Source organism: Thermogladius calderae 1633, assembly GCF_000264495.1.
GTDB classification, from domain to species: domain Archaea; phylum Thermoproteota; class Thermoprotei_A; order Sulfolobales; family Desulfurococcaceae; genus Thermogladius; species Thermogladius calderae.
The window spans coordinates 421,715-442,628 of the sequence record NC_017954.1; the positions used below are offsets into that span (position 1 = coordinate 421,715).

The following is a 20,914-nucleotide window of genomic DNA, read 5'->3' on the forward strand; positions in this document are numbered from 1 at the left end:
AATAAGATAGCCCTTGGGTGAAATACGTGGACATAAACATAGTGGACTTGATCATATATATTTCTCTGACAAAATCGGTTGAGCTAAGTAGGGCGAACGTTGCGAGCAGAGACGCGGTTATTACGCAGAGCCTTAGAGCGGCCACCGTAAACCAGGAGGAGCAAGCCCCAGTCTAGTGGTGGCACACACCACATAGTCACATCAACACCTGGCTTCGAGGAGCTTAAAGTCGACCCTGGTCCGAGCTAGGTCTAGGCCTCCTACACGGTAAAAGGCCCCCGCTACGGGGGCGAGTGACCGGCCTCGGTAGCCATCTGTTGCAGGTTAATTAGGTCTTACAGGCAATACTATATACAGCCCCGCGGCACCCGGCGGCGGCGCGGTTCCTACGCTGGGTTATACCAGCGAGTGAGGAATCGGCCTCCTGCCGCGGGGACAGTTGAGCTGGTTAATGAAGAGATCAAAGGGGGTAAGGTTTATAACACCCTCAGAGTAAGATAGTTATGCTGGAACAACGCTTACCACGTGGGGACTCAAGAAAACCGGGGACTTTAACCCCGGGAACCTTGAGTCCGACGGGGGCAGGGCGGCGTGGCGCACGAGGTAGCATGCCTCCCGCCTTGCGGCTAACTCCGGTTGATCCTGCCGGACCCGACCGCTATCGGGGTAGGGCTAAGCCATGGGAGTCGTACGCCCCGCCGCCGCGGGGCGTGGCGGACGGCTGAGTAACACGTGGCTAACCTACCCTCGGGAGGGGGATAACACCGGGAAACTGGTGCTAATCCCCCATAGGGGAGGAGGCCTGGAAGGGTTCCTCCCCGAAAGGGTGCGGCGGGGGTTATCGCTGCCGCACCGCCCGAGGATGGGGCTGCGGCCCATCAGGTAGTTGGCGGGGTAACGGCCCGCCAAGCCTATAACGGGTAGGGGCCGTGAGAGCGGGAGCCCCCAGTTGGGCACTGAGACAAGGGCCCAGGCCCTACGGGGCGCACCAGGCGCGAAAACTCCGCAATGCGGGAAACCGTGACGGGGCTACCCCGAGTGCCCCCGATAAGGGGGCTTTTCCCCGCTGTAAGGAGGCGGGGGAATAAGCGGGGGGCAAGTCTGGTGTCAGCCGCCGCGGTAATACCAGCCCCGCGAGTGGTCGGGACGATTATTGGGCCTAAAGCGCCCGTAGCCGGCCCGGGAAGTCTCCCCTTAAATCCTCGGGCTCAACCCGAGGGCTGGGGGAGATACTCCCGGGCTAGGGGGCGGGAGAGGCCGGGGGTACTCCCGGGGTAGGGGCGAAATCCTATAATCCCGGGAGGACCACCAGTGGCGAAGGCGCCCGGCTGGAACGCGCCCGACGGTGAGGGGCGAAAGCCGGGGGAGCGAACCGGATTAGATACCCGGGTAGTCCCGGCTGTAAACGATGCGGGCTAGGTGTTGGGTGGGCTTAGAGCCCACCCAGTGCCGCAGGGAAGCCGTTAAGCCCGCCGCCTGGGGAGTACGGCCGCAAGGCTGAAACTTAAAGGAATTGGCGGGGGAGCACCACAAGGGGTGGAGCCTGCGGTTTAATTGGAGTCAACGCCGGGAACCTCACCGGGGGCGACAGCAGGATGACGGCCAGGCTAACGACCTTGCCCGACGCGCTGAGAGGAGGTGCATGGCCGTCGCCAGCTCGTGCTGTGAAGTGTCCGGTTAAGTCCGGCAACGAGCGAGACCCCCGCCCCTAGTTGCTACCCGGGGCTCCGGCTCCGGGGCACACTAGGGGGACTGCCGCCGTTCAAGGCGGAGGAAGGAGGGGGCCACGGCAGGTCAGCATGCCCCGAAACCCCCGGGCTACACGCGGGCTACAATGGCGGGGACAGCGGGATCCGAACCCGAAAGGGGGAGGTAATCCCTCAAACCCCGCCGTAGTCGGGATCGAGGGCTGCAACTCGCCCTCGTGAACGCGGAATCCCTAGTAACCGCGCGTCATCAGCGCGCGGTGAATACGTCCCTGCTCCTTGCACACACCGCCCGTCGCTCCACCCAAGGGAGGAGGGAGTGAGGCCTGGTCTCTTCGGAGGCTGGGTCGAACTCCCTCCTCCTGAGGGGGGAGAAGTCGTAACAAGGTAGCCGTAGGGGAACCTGCGGCTGGATCACCTCCTGCAACCCCGCCGCCGGGGGGCATGCTACGTGAAAAGCCACTGCCGCCCTGCCCCTCTCTCCGATGCAGCACAGGGCCTCAGAGCCCTGTGTAAAGGGCGTTATTCCTCCTCCGATAACGGGAGGGGGAGATGAACGCCGCAGGTAGGTCTATCAGGGGTGCTAGTCGAGCTCCGCGTGGGCGTTGCTCTCGCATCCCAGGCTACGGCGAGGAAGCCGCCTGGTGGATGGCTCGGCTCGGGCGCCGAGGAAGGCCGTGGCAAGCTGCGATAAGCCCGGGGTAGGCGCAGGCAGCCGTCGAACCCGGGATCGCCTAATGGGACCTCCTGCCACGGGCTTTAAGCCCGTGGCGCCCGGGAAACCGTCGAGGGAGTACCGGGCGGGAACCCCCCGAACGGAAACATCTTAGTAGGGGGAGGAAGAGAAATCAAACTGAGATCCCCTGAGTAGGGGCGACCGAAAGGGGGAGAGCCCAAACCAAACCCCCACGGGACGACCGTGGGGGGATGTGGGGTTACCGGCTCCACGGCTAGGGGTTCGACCCCGAGCGGGCCTACCCACGGTAGCCGAAGTGGCCTGGAATGGCCCGCCGTAGAGGGTGACAGCCCCGTAGGCGAAACCGTGGGGGCTCGCGCCGTGGAGCAGAGTACCACGGCTTGGTTGTGCCGTGGGAAGTAGGGGGTCACCGACCTCCAAGGCTAAACACGTCCCGAGACCGATAGCGAACTTAGTACCGTGAGGGAAAGCTGAAAAGCACCCCGCAAGGGGGGTGAAAAGAGCCTGAAACCAGGCGGCTACATACGGCGCTGCCCTAAAGAGGTGACGCCCCCGAAGGAAACCGGGGCGACCCGGGAGTACGAGGGGGGTTGATCAGGGTGGCGCCGTCCGTCTTGAAACACGGGCCGGGGAGTCCACGGCAGTGGCGAGCTTAAGGGGTTAAACCCCGTAGGCGTAGGGAAACCGACATGCCCGCAACCACGGTTAAGCCGTGGCGAGGGGCGGGGTCCCAAAGGGCCCGGAGTCACTGCCGTGGGACCAGAAACCGGGCGATCTAGGCGGGGGCAGGGTGAAGCCGGGGGAAACCCCGGTGGAGGCCCGAAAGGGTTCTGACGTGCAATTCGTTCCCATGACCCCCGTCTAGGGGCAAAAGACCAATCAAGCCCGGTGATAGCTGGTTCCCGCCGAAGTGGGTCTCAGCCCAGCCCCGCCTGAGGTGGGCCACGGGGTAGAGCTACGGATTGGGGGTGCAGGAGCCGAAAGGCTCCGGCCTCCAGTCCAACTCCGAACCCGTGGTCACCGTAGAAGGCGGGAGTGGGGTTCCCCGCCGTAAGGGTGGGGGCCGAGAGGGGAACAACCCAGACCGGGGTTAAGGCCCCTAAGTGCCGGCTAAGTGCCAATCTTAAAGGGCGTCCCACGGCTCAGACAGCGGGGAGGTGGGCCTAACAGCAGCCATCCTCTAAGGAGTGCGTAACAGCTCACCCGCCGAGCCGTGGGGCCCCGAAGATTGGTCGGGGCTTAAGCCGGCCGCCGAGACCCCGGGGCACGGCCCCTATGGGGCCGTGATCTGGTAGGCGGGCGTCGGGTCGGGGCAGAAGCCGGGCCGTGAGGTCCGGTGGACCCGATCCGAGTGCAGATCCCGGCGGCAGTAACAGCGAAGAGGGGTGGGAATCCCCTCCGCCGGAAAGGACCAGGGTTCCTCGGCAACGGTCGTCGGCCGAGGGTTAGCCGGTCCTAACCCGGGCCGTAACTCGGACCCGGGGAAAGGGAAACGGGTTAACACTCCCGTGCCGCGGGGGTAGGCGCGGCAACGCAAGCCCAGCCTCCGACGCCTCCGGATAGGCGGACTGGGGGCGGTCGAATGACCGCGACCCAGCTAACCGGTGAAGGCCCCGGAGTACCGTAATGGTGAGAAGGGGCTGAAGCCGGGAATGGGGCCCCGTTAGGGGCCTTCCGCCGACTCCGGGGGCCCTTGAAAAGGGGGCTGGGAACGATCCCCCGCGCCCGTACCGAGAACCGACACAGGTGCTCCTGGGTGAGTAGCCCCAGGCGTGTGGGGGTTAACCCGGGCCAGGGAACTCGGCAAATTGGCCCCGTAACTTCGGGAGAAGGGGTGCCTGCGGTTCTGGGGCGCACCCCTGGAACCGCAGGTCGCAGTGCCTAGGGGGGCCTGACTGTTTAATAAAAACATAGGTCCCCGCTAGCCCGAAAGGGTTTGTACGGGGGCTGAATCCTGGCCACTGGCGGTCCGTGAAACCGGGGTACAACCCGGCGAAGCGCCGCTGAAGGCCGGGAGTAACTCTGACTCTCTTAACGGGAGAGCCCCATCGCTTGGCAGGTCGTAGGCTTATCAGTCCCTGGCTACAAATTGGCGGTCGGGGGCGTATAATTGAGTGGTAATGAGCTGATAAACGGCTATGTGATCGGGCTAATAGATGCCGAGGCCTCGTTTTCGGTTAGTGTAAAACTACAGAAGGACCTAGTGTATGGTATAAGACTAGACCCAGCATTCAGTATCACGCAGCTCGAGGAACAGACGCTGAAAATTGTGAAAAACGTAATCGGCGCAGGGAGGATAATTAAGAAACCCGGGCAAGAGCACCTGTACGTGCTAATAATAGACAATATGAAGGAGCTAAACGAACAATTGATACCCTTCATAAACAAGCACGTTGGGCTACTACACTCAAAAAGAAGGCAATACGAAATATTTAGAGAAATTGTGAGTGCCCTGTACAGAGGTGAGCACAAAGACCCACTAAAGCTCAGGGAGCTCATTCTAAAAGTGTATGAATTGTCAAACCTGAGCAGAAAATCGCGCAGGAAAAGGGCCCTCAGAGAGGTACTTGAAATAATCGAATCTCGTATTGCCAAGCGGTGGGGCCTCCCGGGAGAAAGGTAGCCAAATGCCTTGCCGGGTAAGTTCCGGCGCGCATGAATGGATCAACGAGGTCCCCACTGTCCTGGCCCGGGGCCCCGTGAAGACACGGAGCCGGTGCACAGGCCGGCAACCCCCCGCAGGGCGATAAGTCCCTGTGGAGCTTTACCGCAGCCTGGCGCTGACCTCTGGGCTGTGGTGCGTAGCGTAGGTGGGAGCTTGTGAAGCCACACCTCCGGGTGTGGCGGAGGCGCCAATGAAACACCACCCACTACAGCCTGGGGGCCTCACCCCGGGGGAGACCCTGGGGGACAACGCCAGGTGGGCGGTTCGGCTGGGGCGGCACGCCCGCGAAAAGATAACACGGGCGCCCAAAGGTCGGCTCAGGCGGGTCAGAGCTCCGCCGTAGAGTGCAAGGGCAAAAGCCGGCCTGACCGGACCCTTGAACACAAGGGGTCCGGCCGGGAAACCGTGGCCTAGCGAACGCTCGTGTCCCCCTCGGTGGGGGCCGGGCATGACAGAAAAGTTACCCCAGGGATAACAGGGTCGTCGCGGGCGAGAGCTCCCATCGACCCCGCGGTTTGCTACATCGATGTCGGCTCTTCCCATCCTGGGGGTGCAGCAGCCCCCAAGGGTGGGGCTGCCCGCCCATTAAAGGGGAACGTGAGCTGGGTTTAGACCGTCGTGAGACAGGTCGGACTCTACCCGCGGGGGGCGCGGGCCGCCTGAGGGGAAGGTGCCCTCAGTACGAGAGGAACGGGGCGCCGCGGCCTCTAGTCTACCGGTTGTCCTGGCGGGCAACGCCGGGCAGCCACGCCGTGTGGGGTAACCGCTGAAAGCATCTAAGCGGGAACCCCTCCCCGAGACGAGGCGGCCGTCCGTCACGGGGCCACCCGTGGCGGGTAGGGCTCCCGTAGAAGACGGGGTTGATGGGGCGGGGGTGTGAGCCCCAAGGGTTCCCCCGAGGGGTTCAGCCCGCCGCTCCCAAAAGCCCGACGCCGTAGCTACTCACCCGGGAGCGAGAGCGTTAGCCCACGCGGGCTCGGGCACGTCTCCTGATAGACCTACCTGCGGCGTAGACCCCCCTCACTCCACTTTCTGGGCATGTTCTCGTGTCCTCGAGTGTAGGAGTGGTATTGGTGAGTTTACCGTAGGTTAGGAGAAGGCCTCAGCTAGGGTAACGCTCTTCACCGGTCCGTAAACCGTCGTCTCATCACACCGTATTTAACTCTGTTTCCCAGGTTTAAAACAGTGGTGCGGTGCTTGGGGCTACGCGACTACGTAGCGATGACAAGGCCTGTTAACAGCCTCATGAGCGGCTTGGGTGCCCTCATGGCTCTCCTGGTCTACAGGGGGTATACTCCACCAGGCATCCTGGTGGCTGTCGTCGCTACAGCGACGGGCTACCTCTCTACAGCGGCCTCAATGCTCGTGAACGACTACGTTGACGCGGCGGTTGACGCGGTGAACAAGCCGTGGAAACCTATACCGTCAGGCCGGGTCAGCCGGGAGACTACTAGGAGCCTCGGGCTAGCCCTGGCAGTGTCCTCTATAGTCCTGAACGCGCTGCTCGCACTCGCCGAGCCGGGCTTGGGCTGGCTGCCCGCACTGGTGGTAGCAGTCTACACTCTCGTGGGGCTGGCCTACAGCTACCTCAGGGCTCACTGGTGGAGCCACTTACTCGTCTCGCTCTCAACCACGGGGCCCGTCGTCTACGGGTACGTGCTCGCGGGACCGCCACAGGGGAAGCTGGCCTTCACAGCCGCCTTCACAGTACTCGTCTTCCTCGTCACTACGGGTAGAGAGGTCGTCAAGGCGCTCCAGGACGTGGAGGGTGACAAGAAAGCCGGCTACAAGACGATACCAATAGTCTTCGGCGCGGAGGCGTCGAGGAGGCTGGTCCTAGTGATCGGGGCCTCCGCACCCTTTTTGGCCCTCGTAGCGTACGCGTTCAACGGTAGCACCGCCTTCCTAGTCCTCATACTGTTGGCGGCGGCCGCCTACCTACACCAGGCGGTGAAGGCCTACTCTAGGCCCACGGACAAAAAGGTGCTGGAGGACGCGAGAGTGAAAATGCTGGCTTCGATGGTGTTGGGGCTTGTCGCCTTCTGGGCCTCAGGGCTTTAGCGTGCCGACCCCGAAGATCCTCCCAGCCGCGCTCTTGTACCTCGCAATACTCTCCGTCGCAGCGGGGTCCAGCCCCCGCTTCAGCGCCAGCTCCACGCTCGCCAGCCCGAACAACATGGCGGCGTAGAGGACCTTCCCCACCTTGTTCACCCCCCTCAACGCGAGTACCCTGACTCTCCTCCCCCTCCGCTCGTGCTCCCCCACCATGAACTCGACGAGGCCCCTCCCCGCCTGGTCGTCGGGGTCGTAGAACGCGACAACCCGGTATTCGTCGAACAGGGGCTTCTCGTAGCCGACTATGTCGTTGTGCATCCACTCGGGTGCCACGTCTACCTTGACCACTATCTTCGAGTTCTCGTTGAACTCCGACTTAGCCCTCACAGCCAGGGGCTCCAGGGGGCTGTGAGTCGCGACAACGAGGAGCTCTCTGCTGTAGGCGAACTCCGCTAGCGATGAGGCCTCGCTGGCTATCTCCCCCGCCTCTCTCTCCAGCTGCCTCTTAGCGTCCTCGACCTCGGCTCTCGACGCGACGGTGAGGCCGCTGGAGTCCAGTACGCCTAGCACGCCGGTCAGCATGTGGGGGAAGCTCACCCTGGGTAACAGGCCTACAGGGGTCTTGAACACGGGGAGCCCCTTCTCCGTGGCCAGCTTCTCGAGTAACCCCCCGCTTGTTATCGCCACCACCTTGGCCCCCTTCTCGAGGGCCCTGGCCGTGGCCAGTAGGGTCTCGTGTGTGTTGCCACTGTAGCTCACGCTGACGAAGAGCGTCCTAGCAGACACGTAAGATGGGACTATGTGGGACTTCACAACCTCCACGGGGACGCTGAGCCTTTCCAGCGCTAGTAGCTTGACGACGTCCCCTACAATACCGCTACCGCCCATCCCCGACACCACGATGTTCTCGAACGGCCCCTCGACAGAGACGCTACCCCACTTGGAGAGCGCGTCCTCCACTAGTCTAGGCCAGTTGAGGTAGTCCCCCCGCATGCCGCCACCCAGACCACTTTATATGGAGCAAAGAGTATTTTAGTGTAGGCGTGAGGAAGCCCTCTTGCGCGTAGTCGAGGTGCTGGCCCGGGGCAGGCACGTAGTCTACACCAGCGACATCAACGTAGTGCTCAAGCTCGTCGCGAGGTTTGTTGAGGAGACCACCGGCGGCCGGATCAACGTCGTGGCGGAGGGGGGCGTCACAGAGGCCCTGGCGGCAGTCTTGACCAAGGGGTTGGAGAGGGTGGTGCTAAGCGAGAAGCCTGAGGAGGGCCTGCCGGGCCCTGAGACTAGACTGGTCTGCGTAGACAAGCCGTGTTTCGACGTCCCAGCCGAGAACGTGGTCGTCTTCCTGACGCAGAGGGTCAAGGCGCCCAGGTTCTACACGAGGCACTACCTGAGGAGGCTGGACTGGGGCGTGTACGTCTTCGAGACACCCTCGACAGGCGAGAGGGTAGTCCTCACAACTAGCGGCGGCCGTCTAGTAGAGGGGACCGGCCTAGCCCCCCTCGAAGAGAGGGCTCTGGAGCTCGTCAAGAAGGCGATGCTCGACTACGGTGAGCTGAAGGTGAGCGACGTGCTGTTCCTTATAGAGAGGGAGATGGGCGTGTCCAAGAACGCGGCCAGGGAGATACTCTCTAAACTGGTGTCTAGAAGGTACCTCAGGGTCAGGAGGGGGGTAGTAGAGCTAGCGTAGAGCCCGTCAAGAGCCGAGCCTCCGCATCCCCCTCACGTACACACCTGTCAGCGGGAGGCAGTCCCTCAGCCCCGCGAGGACGGAGTTGACCTCCTCCTCGGGCCCTATGATGTCTATGTAGAGCTGATCCCCCCTGCTCACTACCAGCACCACGAGTTCTCCCCTGCGGTAGAGGCCGACAGGTCCATCCCAGACCGGCTCGCCCAGCAACTCCGAGAGCCTTCTCGTGATACGCGAGGGGCCCTCTGCCCCCAGCTTAACGTCGAGGGAGACGTGGTACATAGGCCACCATCGCGCGAGGGCTTGGAGTCGGAGGTGTCCAGGTAACCCCGGGCTACTGTAACCAGGTGTCGGTGGTAATATGTCTTTGCAGAGGCCGCTTTAAGAAGGCCACTCCTTACGAAGCAGCCGTGGATCGGTGTATTGCTGTTAGGCGTACCCCGAGGCCCTTTCGCGTGCGTGTCGAGGCGTTGGTCGTGGACGACGAGCGCGAGCAAAAGTTTATAGATACAAAACTTGTTTAACTGCTATAGGGGGCTCCTAGTGCGCGCTTGGCCACGCTGGCTCAGCCGGCATTACGTGGCTCTATTGATAGCTGTCGGGGTACTCTCGGCCTCCATACCTCTCGGGACATACCTAGTGGTCGAGCCTGGGGTCTACCTGGAGTTCAGGTTCCACGAGCCCTCGCACGACAGGAATATCGATGTGACAGACCAGCTGTCTTTGAGCAGGGACGTATACCTGTGTGTGAGGGCGGAGGCTGTCGCCCCTGTCCCAAGCGACACTCTTCTACTGGGCTTCAAGTGCTACAAGGGTATACCCCTCCTCCTAGTCCCGTACAAGAGCATCGAGCCGGCGTTGAGGGCCTGGGCCTCGGTGCTCAGGTCGAGAGGAGTACCAGGCGACGGGCAGGCAAACCACTTCTTCGGCCTAATAGTACACGCTGTCTTACTGGACTCCTCAAACAACAGCGTGTTGTACGAGACGACATACTCGCTCCCGGTTAAACTCGGCGACCTCTTGTCACCGCGAGCGCTGAAGTACACTGTCTCGGTGTCCAAGGCCGGGGGACTCTACCAGGCGGTCTACAGAGTAGAGAACGTCCTGTTAAGGCCTGTGAAAAACGTTGAAGTTCTCCAGGTCGAAAACGTCGAGGCGAGCACTACTCTACTGACTTCGGGTAGTGTAGACCTGAAGTGCGCCCCCGCGTACCCCCCATTCTACTACTGCGAGAGGACGTACACTAACAAGCCAGAGTACGTGACAGCGTACCTGCCTCCCAGCTACTTCAGGGCAGAGAACGGAATACTCTACGTTAAAACGCCCGTGTTGATCGCGAACAACCTCTTCTCCTACTCAGGGGTGGTCATGGTCAGCATGAATATAGGGCCCCGGCGAGAAGAGGCTAAGCTCACCGTCGGCACTGGAGACATCTTGCCGAACATAACGCGTGCTAGCCTGCCGGACATAAGCCTGCAGCTAGCCGGGAGAACGTGGGGAGGAAGCACCTACTACTACGGCGTCGGTTACCCGGTTGCGCCCAATTCTAGTGCGTGGTTGTACATATGGGCCAGGCCAATACAGCGGTTCGTCGAGGCCTACCTATGCAGTTCGAGTGAATGTACCCGCCTGCAGGGCCGGGACAGAGTAGAGGCGTTCATAACAGACGTCCTGGTGAACGGCACCACCATACAGGGGGGTGTAGAGCAGGGGTTGCCGCACCCCTACATCATGGACAAGTTCTTTAACGCAACCACTAGAACCCTGCTTGTAATACCGGACACCGCCCTGAGCGACGGGGCGCTGAGCCCGGGCGAGTCCGTCTCTCTAGGGAACGTATTCCAATACTACGACACCTGCGGGAGCGGGTCCGGAGTAGGGGTATCCGGCTCGGTCATAGCGATGGGTGTTTGCGCCGCCCTCGGCCTCGAGACTAGCGGCGCGGCGTGCGCGGTGGCCGCGACTCTCGCCTCAGCAATACAGATATCGCTGGGCACTGAGCGGCCCGGCTTCTACGTTACGGGCGGTATGTATAATGTTGGCAGTTTGCAGGGCATCGGCTACAACGTCGACAAGTACGTGTACGTAGCAGTCAGCAAATACAATTACACGCAACCGCCCCCATGGTGGTGTCCATGGTGCGGCAGCTGCGTCTACAATGTTCCAGCTGGCATATACTTCGAATTCGCCTAACCCAAACATAGCGCCTAGACAGAGTTCAACGGTGCAACCTCCCCCTAAACTTGCGTTTTTCCCGTCGTGCCCACACCGGCTTGGCGAGCGTTTATTTGTACTCAACACGACATTTACTTCACGGCCTACCGCCTCAGGGGATCGGGACGCTGATAGTAGACCGTGATAGGGTAAGGTTCATAGCAGGGCTCTTGAGGGGTCTCGGGGGATTCCTCGAGTGCTTCGAGAGGGCCGACCCTCAGTTCAGCGCGGTGAGGCAGGTCGTTGAGAGGCTTGGCTGCGGGAAGTCCGCTGTCCTAGTCGTAGCCAACTCCCTGGTGAGCTACCAGCTCAGTACTACCGGCGAGGTGTACTGGACGGAGTTCGCCAAGTGGGTGGTGTCGTCGTCGGGAGGGCTGTACGAGGTACACAGGGGCTTCCTCGAGTCCACGCGCTTCAACAGGGCCAGGCTGTTAGACAAGCTCGACAGGCTCAGCAGGTTCTACGCTTCGAGGTTGGCGGCGGAGCTCGAGGCCGACCCGCTGAGGTACTGTGGCAACCTCCAGGGACTCGTGGAGGAGCTGGCGAGGACGATGGGTGGAAGCCCCGAGGACAAGACGATCGCCTTCGCGGGTAAGATGCTGAGGTACGTCTGCTTGGCGTGCGGCTCGGAGACGAGGGGGGACGTAGCCGTACCCGTAGACCGGAGAAACGCCCTGCTACTGCTAGCAGGCTGTCTCGTGAGGGGGTGTGGCGGGAGCCTAGACGAGTGCGTGGGCTTGTTGATGACAAGGCACAAGAGGACCGCCCTGGCAGCCCTCAGAGAGCTCTGCACCACGGCCGGAGTGGACTGCGTGAAGCTGGACGCCCTCACCTGGGCACTAGCAGGGGCGCTCACGGGTAGGAGGCGGATGGACGAGATCCTGGAGGCGGCGAGGGGCTGTCTTGGCGGTGAGCGTATCGAGATTCTCTCGGAGCTCTACAGCGAGTTCTCGAAATGCCTAGAGCCCCGGACCAAAGGGGTTTAAAGACGAGGGCCCTCATGTAAACGTGGGTGCGCCCATGGAAGGAGTCGTGGCCGAGGCTAGGCGCGTAGCACGGGAGTCGCTGGGGTCGGACTTCGACCACGGGTACCCCCACGTGGAGAGAGTGAGGAAGTGGGCTTGGGAGATCGTTAGGGAGGAGGGGCTGAAAGTCGACCCCCTCGTGCTAGACCTCTCGGTATACCTGCACGACGTCGGGAGAGTCATAGGGGAGCCCCACGCCTACTACTCGGCGGTCTTCGCAGCGGGGTTCCTCAGGAGGTGGGGCTTGGACGACGCGGTCGTCGAGAAGGTTGTCAACGCCATAGAGTACCACAGCTTCAGTTACTCGCGCTCGAAGAAGGTCTGGCCTATGAGCACCGAGGCCCTCGTCCTGAGCGACGCCGACAAGCTCGATGCGCTGGGCGTGGTAGGGTTCCTACGGGTTTTTGCGTACAACTGGAAAACGGGCGGTAGTATGGACGACATTATAAGGCACTTCCACGAGAAGATATTCAGGCTGAAAGACCTAATGCACTTCTCCTACTCCAAGAGGAAAGCGGAGGAGCTGACGAGCAGAGTCGAGAGAGTGGTCAAAGAACTTGTAGAGGAGCTCTCTTCCTCGGGTAAAGAGTCATAGGCCTCCGAAGGCCAGCCCCTACTCTAGGCTTAACGGAGCGGGGAGGCCTAGACACGGTTTTAAGAGCCTTATCCTAGAGAAAGTGATGAAGAACATGTTCGAGGTCTTCATACTTAGACCCGACGCCCTCGCAGTGTGGGAGGACGAGGTAGTAAGAGAGAGGCTGTCCTGGTACCACAGCGTGATGGTCGACGAGAAGCCGGCGAAGTTCATAATCGCTCGCAAGGTCGAGGTCCCCGAGGACCCGTACAGGTTGGATGACATGAGAGAACTGTGGAAGGTCCACGAGAGGGCTGCCAGGGACTTCGACAGCCTGCTGAGAGAGGTCAAGAGCGCCGACGCGACCCCTGCCTCGTACCTGAGGAGACCCGACCCCAGGCACAGCTACCTCGACGTGAAGATAGCTATCGCCCGCAGGCTCATGGACCCCTGTAGGCTGTGCGAGAGGAGGTGCGGCGCCCGCCGGCTCAGCGGCCAGCCCGGCGTCTGCTTAATGGCCGACAAGTGCATTGTTCACTCGGCCTTCCTCCACATCGGGGAAGAGGCGCCGCTCGTACCTAGCGGGACTATCTTCTACGGCGGCTGCAACTTCAAGTGCGTGTTCTGCCAGAACTACGACATCAGCCAGGTCAACGCGAGAGGCGGCGAGGTTGTCTCGAGCCTGGAGCTCGCCAAGGTCCAGAGGGCTCTAAGGTTGAGAGGTGCGCGCAACATAAACCACGTGGGAGGCGAGCCGACGCCTCACGTGGCCTTCATACTCGAGAGCCTCAAGTTCCTCGACGTGAACGTGCCGCAGTTGTGGAACAGCAACATGTACATGACCGAGGAGGTCGCGAGGCTGCTCCTCGACGTGGTAGACATATGGCTCCCAGACCTGAAGTACGGGAACGACGAGTGCGCCTGGCGGCTAAGCAAGGTTAGGGACTACTGGGCGGTAGCGACGAGAAACATTAAGATGGCGCACGACTCAGGGGACATGATCATAAGACACCTGGTCTTACCCGGGCACCTGGAGTGCTGCACTAGGAGAGTCCTACAGTGGATATCCGAGAACACGCCGAGGGCGCTAGTGAACGTCATGGACCAGTACAGGCCAGAGCACCTAGTCCTGAAGTACCCGGAGAAGTACAAGGAGATAGCGCGGAGGCTCAGGCGCGACGAGATCCTCGAGGCTTATAAAATGGCCGAGGAATTTAAGTTAGAGTACAAACAGGTGTCTTAGCCGATGCTGCCGGACAGTGTAAGGGAGGTGTACTTCAGCGACTACTACAGGGTACTGGTGGTTGAGGAGGACGACAAGGTCTTCGTAAGCGTGGACGTGTACAAGAAGGGCTTTGACTACCCTGTCACGAGAACTAGCTGCGTAAAGGAGGACTTTTGCCTGATATATTCGACTCTAGACCCAGCTCTGGCGGGCCCCGAGCTCAAGGACGTGACCCTGAGCCTCGAGGTCGTGGGCTCCAAGACCCCAGGCGGTGTGGAGACGTTGAACGTCAGGTGGGTATTGAGAAAGCCCGTCGGAGAAGACGTGTTAAGAAAGGTGTTCGAGACCTCCTGGCTTCTAATTAGGGCAAAACCCACTCCACAGTGAGCCGTTGAACGTTTTTAATCACAAACGGCTACTTTATAACACCTAGCCGGACAGGTGTCGCGTTGCCGGACACGTACAAGCCTAGGTTAAAGGCGACTCGCTGGAGCCCCAGTAGAGAGGTCGAGCTATTAGAGCTGTGGGAGAAGGAGGGTTTATACAAGCCCGATCTAGACTCGAAAGAAGTGATAGTGATAGACACACCGCCCCCGTACGCTAGCGGCAAGTGGCACGTGGGAGGCGCAGCGCACTATGCCCAGATAGACATGGTGGCAAGGTATTTCAGGATGAAGGGCTACGCCGTCGTGGTCCCCTTCTACGCTGACAGGAACGGGCTACCGGTAGAGGTACAGGTTGAGAAGAAGTACGGTGTCAACCCCCACGAGCTCTCCAAGACCCCCGAGGGTAGAGAGAAGTTCCTGGAGCTGTGCAGACGCTTCCTGGACGAGGCCGAGAACGAGATCGTTAAAGTGTGGAGGAGGCTAGGTTGCAGCTTCGACTACTGGAGAGAGGGGACGGACAGCGCCAAGTACAGGACGATAACACAGGCGACCTTCATAGACCTCTACAAGAAGGGGCTGATCTACGAGGCCGAGAGACCCGTTAACTGGTGTCCGAGATGTAGGACGACGCTCGCGGACTCCGAGCTCGAGTACGTCGAGAGGGACGACTACCTGTACTACATAAAGTTCAAAGTCAAGGAAACCGGCGAAGACGTTGTCGTCGCCACTACTAGACCCGAGCTCCTCAGGGCTTGCAAAGCCCTCGTCTACAAACCGGGCGACGAGAGGTACGAAAGGCTGAAAGGTCTCCACGCTGTAGCCCCACTGTACGGGACAGAACTGGTAATAGCCGAGCACCCGGAGGTAGACCCCTCCTTCGGCACGGGCCTCATGATGGTGTGTAGCTTCGGAGACCACGTCGACGTCAAGATGTTCAGGGACCTAGGGCTCCAGCCCGAGATAATCATCGACAAAGAGGGCAAGATGACGGAGAAAGCAGGCTTTCTCGCGGGGCTAACCGTTGAGGAGGCGCGGAGAAAGGTCGTCGAGGCGCTCGAGTCGAGCGGGCTGATAGTAAAGAAAGAGGCCATTAGGCACTCGGTGCCAGTCTGCTGGAGGTGCAAGACGCCGACTCAGATCATCGCGACGAGAGAGTGGTTCCTCAAACAGGTGGAGTTCAAGAATGCGCTGATCGACTTGGTCGACAAAATCGTTTTCAGGCCCGAGTTCCACAAGAGCAGGCTAATATCGTGGATTAACAGCGTAGCAACGGATTGGCCTATAAGCCGGGACAGGTACTACGCCACCGAGGTCCCTGTCTGGCGTTGCACGAGCTGTGGTAGTGTGCTTGTCCCGGAGCCGGGCACGTACTACAGGCCCTGGAGAGACCCACCGCCATGGGACAGGTGCCCCGTGTGCGGGGCGCCCAGAGACAAGCTCGTCGGCGAGAAGAAAGTGTTCGACACTTGGTTCGACAGCAGTATCTCGGTGCTCTACGCTTCTGGGTACATGCACAACCCCGGCCTTTACAAGAGAGTGAAGTACACTCTGCGCCCGCAGGGCGTAGACATTGTGAGGACGTGGCTCTACTATACAATCCTGAGAGTGTACCAACTAAAAGGAGAGCCGGCCTTCAGCTGGGTGAGGATAACGGGGATGGGGCTAGACGAGAAGGGTGAGGAGATGCACAAGTCCAAAGGCAACGTCATAGACCCAGACCCCTACCTGGAGAAGTACGGGGCAGACGCCTTCAGATTCTGGGCTGCAGCGAGTGGGAGGCTAGGGTACGACTACAGGTTCTCTGAACAGCTGATCAAGACAGGGCTGATGTTCGCCACCAAGCTGTGGAACATAGCGAGGTTCGTATCAAGTTTCCCCGAGCCGGGCGACTACAAGCTCAGGCCTGTAGACGAGGCAACCTTAGCCTACTTGAATGCCGTCCTCGAGAGGGTCGACAGGGCTTACGCCGAGTTAGATGTTTACGAGCCGGTACACGAGATATACCAGTTCGCCTGGAACTACTTCGCCTCTCAATACGTCGAGTTAGTTAAGTCGAGGGCCTACAACCAGAGCGGGAGGTACAGTAGCGAGGAGCAGAGAGGGGCTTGGTTCACTCTACACTACGTGTTGAAGACTCTTCTCAAGATGCTGGCGCCGATAATGCCGTTCGTCACAGACGCCATTTACAGAGAGCTCTACGGGAAGAGCGTGCACACAGAGGAGTTCCCCAGAGTAGATAAGACGCTTGGAGAGAAAGGGCACGAGCTAGCGAAGCTTGTAGAAGAGGTCAACTCGGCTATATGGAGGTTCAAGAAGAAGAACAATATGCGGCTCTCCGACCCCGTAAAGGCCAAGGTCTACCTACCCGCCAAGCTCAGCGGGGCCTTGGAAGAGGTCGTAGACCTCCACAGGCTCGAAGATGTCGAGTTATACGAGGAGCCGCCCGCGAACGCGGCGGATATCGGTGGCGGAGTCTACATTGCGTTGTGACCGGGTGCTTTTTCACTCGAGGGTGATCTCGACGATCCTCCCCCTAGCCGGGAAGGAGACGTTGTATACAGGCGTGTCTCCGACGACCACCCTCTCGTACACCCCCCTGTGGGCGTGAGCGTGGATAGCCAGGCTGAAACCGCCTTCGGCTAAGACTCTCTCGAAGTCGGGGTTGGCTAGGTAGTCCCATATATCGCGGGGCTCGCCAGCGAGGTTCTTGAAGGTCACCCCGTAGTGCGTCAGCAGTACGATTTTCTGGCATCCACGGGCCCGGCACTCCCTGCTCATTCTCAGCACCTTCTCCGGTAGAGTCTTGTAGTAGGCTCTTAGACCCGGCATATGCCTCTCCTGCCACTTCGTCGGCCTGTTGAGCGCCCCCCGAGACCCTATAATACACAGCCTCGTACCAGATACCTCGAGGTCGAGGACCTCGTCGTTCAGCCACCTGACCCTCCCGTAGACTCTCCTATACTCGTCCTCAAACCCCACGTACTCCTCGTTGCCGAAAACCGCTACAATAGGTACGCCTCCAAACCGCTTGAGGAGCTCTTCGTAGACTGGTTTAAAAGCGGCTATGTTGTTGTGCTCCACTAGGTCGCCCGCGAGTAGAACCACGTCCGGCTCTATAGAACCAGCTTTCTCGAGAGCGCTCAGGAAACTCGAAGTGTAGGCCGGGGCGTGTATGTCGCCGGTGGCTAGGATCAGTACCACAGGAGTACCCTGGGTAAATTTATAAAAACCTCGTTTTATCAATAATCTCCCAGCTCCCAGTTGCGGTGGTGCTATGACTGTAGGCTTACTGAGGGGTGCGGAGAAGTCTGGTCACAAGGGCTGGACTACAGTCTATTGTGCGATTTGTAACAAGAAGCTGGACTTATTCGCCGCGTACGACACAAAAGACGTCTTCTACTGCCCCACCTGCGTCTCAAAGGGTAGAGATGCGTACTTCTGTAGTGCCGACGCGAGAAGGCTACACTACAGGTGCCCCTACTGCGGAGGCGAGCTCAAGCCGTACTTCCCTCTGGAAGAGACTTTCCGTCAACAAAGACCTTGATGGCCCTCCTAGGGCAGAGAGGTACGCAGGCAAAACACCCTATACAGCGAGAGTCGTTAACGCGTATTTCACCGTTCTTATCCGTGTAAAAGACGTGTAGCGGGCACAGGTCGACGCAAAGCATACACTTGTCGCACTTCTCAATGTCCAGCACCACTCTATAACTCATGACTCTCAGCTAATACTTTAAACTGTCCAACCCGGTCTAAAATACCGTTGAAGAGCGGTGCTAGGAAGTGAGGGTCAAGGCCGACCTCCACATACACTCCCTCTACAGCGACGGGAAGAACTCTCCAAGCGAGATAGTCCACCGTGCTGCAGACATCGGGTTAGCCGTGATATCGATAAGCGACCACAACACCTTCGAGGGTAGTATGAGAGCCGTAAGGCAAGTACCCAAGGGCGCACTGGAGGTGCTGGTGGTTCCTGGGGCGGAGGTTAGGACGGACAGAGGAGACGTGTTGGTCTACTGCGAACACCCTTTCGACACGCCGTATAGGCTTGAAGAGCTTGTCGATAAAGCACACGAGAACAACTGTCTCGTGGTCCCCGCTCACCCGTTCGACCTCTTCAGGCTCGGTATAGGCGAGTACGTGTACAGCGTGAGGGGGTGGGACGCTATAGAGGTTTGGAACGCATCTTCTACCAAGGCCTCCAACAGGAGGGCGGTTCAGGCGGCCAGGGAGCTGGGCCTACCCGGGCTAGCCAACAGCGACGCGCATGTAGTCGAACAGGTCGGTTCCGCCTACACGATCGTCGAAGTAGACGACCTAGGGCTTCAACACGTTTTGGAGTCCATTAGGAGAGGCCGGGTACATCCAGTATTCGGGCATCACGGAGTGAAAGCGACCTTTAAGTGGGTCGAGTGGAGCATTGAGAGGAGGATTAGAGACCTGTTGGAGGGCAAGTAGCCCTACGCCGTGAGTAGCCCTTCGTAGATGGCTAGGAAGGTCAGCACCGCCAGTTCCTCGACGTACTCGTTAAAGCTAAACCCCTGCCTCCTCACTTCGGCATCTACCTCGAGTAACCTCTTAGCCGCCTCCCTACTGGCCAGGTCTTTCTCGACCAGCTCTCTAACAGCGCCTCTGAGGTTAACTGGAATACGGGGCGTAATCAGGTCGAGGTAAGTAGCCAGTATACTGGCCTCCGCGCTCTTGAACCTCTTCTTGTAGTTGAGCATGTTCTTCAGTAGCCCTATGACTGGGAACTCGTGTGTGTCGAGAAGCGTAAATGCGGGCCATTTAGACGACAAGACTCTGAACACCTCGCTGAAAGAAACCGTTGAGCTGATCAACGTGACGCCTGTAAGGTCTGTGGAGGCAAGGTGGTCGAGCATGTCCGTCCTATGGACGCTTCTCAGCGCGTCTAGGAAGGTCTTGATGTCCCCAGGCCTGTTTGCCGAGAGGAGGTTCTCCAGCACCCTCTTCACTTGTGCGTGGTCTCTCAGAATACTCTCGGTACCGGTGTACCCGAGCGAGAAGGCGTACAGGAGGCTCGGCACTATCAACGAGGGGTAGACCCTGCCACACCACCTGAAGGCCTCCCTTAGGGCTTTGTTGAGAAACCTGCCGAGTTCGACCGAGGGTAGTGAGAGGTCGCCTCTTCTAACCCGCTCCCCTATCGAGGTCGCCTCGTTTACGAGGTCCGATACCGAGATACTGTTGCACACTAGGCTAACCGACTCGAGGTCTACTCTCAACCTGTGATAACCACCCGGCTTGATAGGGGTATCGACTGCTAGGTAGACCCCGTAGAGGAAGGACTTTACTACAGTGCTCACGTGGACCACCCCTTTTACCACTCGTCTCGGAGGACCTAGAGATCAGGCTGAGAGCTCCTCCTCACCACTCCGGACGGTTTGCTACTCATCATCTCACTTCTTTATCTTATCTTTCAGGAGCCTAATTATATCCCTCGAGGGGTCTACGCCGGTGGCCTGCTTGAGTCCGTGCCACTGCGGGAACGCGTTTACCTCCAGGATGAACAGTTTGTTTGTTGTCCTGTCTAGTGCGATGTCTACCCCAGCGTAGTCGAGTTTTAAGGTCTTAGTAGCCTCTACTGCTAGTTTGAACGCTTCAGGGTACTCGCTCTCGTCGACTTTCACCCCTCTAGCGCCCTGCGCTACGTTGGTCTTCCACTTACCCTCCACGACCCTCTTCATACCGGCGACTACTCTATCACCTACCACGAACAACCTGAAGTCGAAACCAGGCTTTTCCAAGAAGACCTGGTAGTAGCTTGGTATACCCATCGATGACAGCCCCTTAGTCAGCTGGAAAGCGACATCGGGGTCGTCTACAAGCGTCGAGCCGAGCCCTAGACTCCCCGTGATGGGCTTTAGAACGGCTCTTTTGGCTTGCTCTACGTACCTCATCGCAGTGAACGGGTTCTCGGTGACCAGTGTGTTAGGGACGGGCAGTCCAGCAGATGCCAATGCTAGAAGACTCCTCCACTTGTCTCTGGCAGTAACTGAGGCGATTGGGTCGTTGACTACCGGGACAGTTTTTGAAAGTGCCTCCAAGACGCCGATCCTCTTCATGAAGACCTCAAGCGACATGAACACCCCTACACCTCTGAGAACAGCACCGCTTATGTCTAGTTCTCTGTTGTGATACTTCACGCTGATTTTCCCGTCTACTATATAGGAGTCGAGACCCTGAACCCTGACGTACTCTGCCTCCACGTTCTCCTCGGAGGCAGCCCTCAACAAGTCTACGACGGACTCGGATAGTGTCGACCTATAGTGGATTATCCCTATCTTCATCTCGGGTACAGCCTCAGAGAAGCGATAGCGGTGACGAAAGAGGCTAGTGCCAATGTGGCACAGGTAGACAGGGAGTAGTACGAGCCGCTGAGGACGTAGCCTAGGAGCCCCCCGAGCGACACGGCAACTACTAATAGTAAGACGAGGACGGCCGCCTCTCTCAGGCTTTTAACGTAGTCGACGTACTTGACGTAATAAGCCATCGAGAGCAAGAACAGCACGACGCCTGTCACGACAGTGTAGAGGCTCGCCTGGTAAGTTATAAGGAGACTGCCGATGCCTGAGGCTGCTAGGGCGGCGTAAGTGTACCTCCTAGTGTACAGCCTGATACCGGGCATGCCGTATACCACGCTCAACAAGTCGTTTACA

The 20,914-nt window shown here is 59.5% G+C and carries 18 protein-coding genes and 2 rRNA genes; 13 read left to right on the forward strand and 7 right to left on the reverse strand.

Annotated features, from left to right (window positions below; translation table 11 throughout):
- The first annotated feature begins 26 nt into the window (after window positions 1–26).
- The 4 genes from TCELL_RS07480 to TCELL_RS02445 all read left to right on the forward strand — a co-directional run bounded on the left by TCELL_RS07480 (window position 27) and on the right by TCELL_RS02445 (window position 7,129).
- Entirely contained in the window at window positions 27–176 is a 150-nt protein-coding gene (locus TCELL_RS07480) for a hypothetical protein (protein WP_157864685.1), read from the forward strand.
- A 453-nt stretch (window positions 177–629) separates the two neighbouring features.
- A 16S ribosomal RNA gene (locus TCELL_RS02435) occupies window positions 630–2,129 on the forward strand.
- A 197-nt stretch (window positions 2,130–2,326) separates the two neighbouring features.
- A 23S ribosomal RNA gene (locus TCELL_RS02440) occupies window positions 2,327–6,009 on the forward strand.
- Together the 16S and 23S rRNA genes form the textbook arrangement of a ribosomal RNA operon.
- Before the next feature lie 247 nt (window positions 6,010–6,256).
- A complete protein-coding gene (locus tag TCELL_RS02445; protein WP_162097825.1) occupies window positions 6,257–7,129 on the forward strand; it encodes a geranylgeranylglycerol-phosphate geranylgeranyltransferase in 873 nt (290 codons plus the stop codon).
- Here TCELL_RS02445 and TCELL_RS02450 read toward each other — a convergent pair.
- Window positions 7,118–8,116 carry a bifunctional phosphoglucose/phosphomannose isomerase gene (locus TCELL_RS02450; RefSeq protein ID WP_014737144.1) on the reverse strand — a complete coding sequence of 333 codons (999 nt, stop codon included), beginning with the start codon at window positions 8,114–8,116 and terminating at the stop codon, window positions 7,118–7,120. The genes TCELL_RS02445 and TCELL_RS02450 overlap by 12 nt on opposite strands.
- Before the next feature lie 64 nt (window positions 8,117–8,180).
- Here TCELL_RS02450 and TCELL_RS02455 point away from each other — a divergent pair, with 64 nt between their 5' ends.
- Window positions 8,181–8,813: a hypothetical protein gene (locus TCELL_RS02455; RefSeq protein ID WP_014737145.1), complete on the forward strand. Its 633-nt coding sequence runs from the start codon at window positions 8,181–8,183 to the stop codon at window positions 8,811–8,813.
- Window positions 8,814–8,819: 6 nt separating this feature from the next.
- On the opposite strand, the gene TCELL_RS02460 is transcribed toward TCELL_RS02455, so the two are convergent.
- Window positions 8,820–9,095 (reverse strand): hypothetical protein, encoded by a 276-nt coding sequence (locus TCELL_RS02460; protein ID WP_014737146.1) that lies wholly within the window; start codon window positions 9,093–9,095, stop codon window positions 8,820–8,822.
- 306 nt (window positions 9,096–9,401) lie between these two features.
- Between TCELL_RS02460 and TCELL_RS02465 the strand changes: the two genes are divergently transcribed.
- The 6 genes from TCELL_RS02465 to TCELL_RS02490 all read left to right on the forward strand — a co-directional run bounded on the left by TCELL_RS02465 (window position 9,402) and on the right by TCELL_RS02490 (window position 16,727).
- Complete coding sequence (locus TCELL_RS02465) at window positions 9,402–11,006, forward strand: hypothetical protein (RefSeq protein WP_048162963.1); 1,605 nt, start codon at window positions 9,402–9,404, stop codon at window positions 11,004–11,006.
- A gap of 80 nt (window positions 11,007–11,086) precedes the next feature.
- On the forward strand, window positions 11,087–12,013 hold the full coding sequence (locus TCELL_RS02470; protein ID WP_157864686.1) for an N-glycosylase/DNA lyase: 927 nt from the start codon (window positions 11,087–11,089) through the stop codon (window positions 12,011–12,013).
- A gap of 34 nt (window positions 12,014–12,047) precedes the next feature.
- On the forward strand, window positions 12,048–12,647 hold the full coding sequence (locus TCELL_RS02475; protein WP_014737149.1) for an HD domain-containing protein: 600 nt from the start codon (window positions 12,048–12,050) through the stop codon (window positions 12,645–12,647).
- Window positions 12,648–12,732: 85 nt separating this feature from the next.
- Window positions 12,733–13,869, forward strand: coding sequence for a radical SAM protein (locus TCELL_RS02480; protein ID WP_014737150.1), 1,137 nt, complete (start codon window positions 12,733–12,735; stop codon window positions 13,867–13,869).
- Between the two features lie 3 nt (window positions 13,870–13,872).
- Window positions 13,873–14,238 (forward strand): hypothetical protein, encoded by a 366-nt coding sequence (locus TCELL_RS02485; RefSeq protein WP_014737151.1) that lies wholly within the window; start codon window positions 13,873–13,875, stop codon window positions 14,236–14,238.
- Window positions 14,239–14,300: 62 nt separating this feature from the next.
- On the forward strand, window positions 14,301–16,727 hold the full coding sequence (locus TCELL_RS02490) for a valine--tRNA ligase (RefSeq protein ID WP_014737152.1): 2,427 nt from the start codon (window positions 14,301–14,303) through the stop codon (window positions 16,725–16,727).
- A gap of 12 nt (window positions 16,728–16,739) precedes the next feature.
- Here TCELL_RS02490 and TCELL_RS02495 read toward each other — a convergent pair whose 3' ends face one another.
- A complete protein-coding gene (locus TCELL_RS02495) occupies window positions 16,740–17,438 on the reverse strand; it encodes a metallophosphoesterase family protein (RefSeq protein WP_014737153.1) in 699 nt (232 codons plus the stop codon).
- Window positions 17,439–17,511: 73 nt separating this feature from the next.
- Between TCELL_RS02495 and TCELL_RS02500 the strand changes: the two genes are divergently transcribed.
- Window positions 17,512–17,781, forward strand: a complete 270-nt coding sequence (locus TCELL_RS02500) for a hypothetical protein (RefSeq protein WP_014737154.1) — start codon at window positions 17,512–17,514, stop codon at window positions 17,779–17,781.
- Here the strand turns inward: TCELL_RS02500 and TCELL_RS07620 are convergent.
- A complete protein-coding gene (locus tag TCELL_RS07620) occupies window positions 17,732–17,950 on the reverse strand; it encodes an ATP-binding protein (protein WP_083829956.1) in 219 nt (72 codons plus the stop codon). The genes TCELL_RS02500 and TCELL_RS07620 overlap by 50 nt on opposite strands.
- 67 nt (window positions 17,951–18,017) lie before the next feature.
- Here TCELL_RS07620 and TCELL_RS02505 point away from each other — a divergent pair, with 67 nt between their 5' ends.
- A complete protein-coding gene (locus TCELL_RS02505) occupies window positions 18,018–18,692 on the forward strand; it encodes a CehA/McbA family metallohydrolase (protein ID WP_014737155.1) in 675 nt (224 codons plus the stop codon).
- A 2-nt stretch (window positions 18,693–18,694) separates the two neighbouring features.
- Here the strand turns inward: TCELL_RS02505 and TCELL_RS02510 are convergent, their stop codons facing one another.
- The 3 genes from TCELL_RS02510 to TCELL_RS02520 form a co-directional block, all read right to left on the reverse strand.
- A complete protein-coding gene (locus TCELL_RS02510; RefSeq protein ID WP_048162965.1) occupies window positions 18,695–19,561 on the reverse strand; it encodes a hypothetical protein in 867 nt (288 codons plus the stop codon).
- 93 nt (window positions 19,562–19,654) lie between these two features.
- A complete protein-coding gene (locus tag TCELL_RS02515) occupies window positions 19,655–20,545 on the reverse strand; it encodes an ATP-grasp domain-containing protein (protein ID WP_014737157.1) in 891 nt (296 codons plus the stop codon).
- Window positions 20,542–20,901, reverse strand: a complete 360-nt coding sequence (locus tag TCELL_RS02520) for a hypothetical protein (protein WP_238529034.1) — start codon at window positions 20,899–20,901, stop codon at window positions 20,542–20,544. The genes TCELL_RS02515 and TCELL_RS02520 overlap by 4 nt, the downstream gene beginning before the upstream one ends.
- Window positions 20,902–20,914 lie beyond the last annotated feature (13 nt).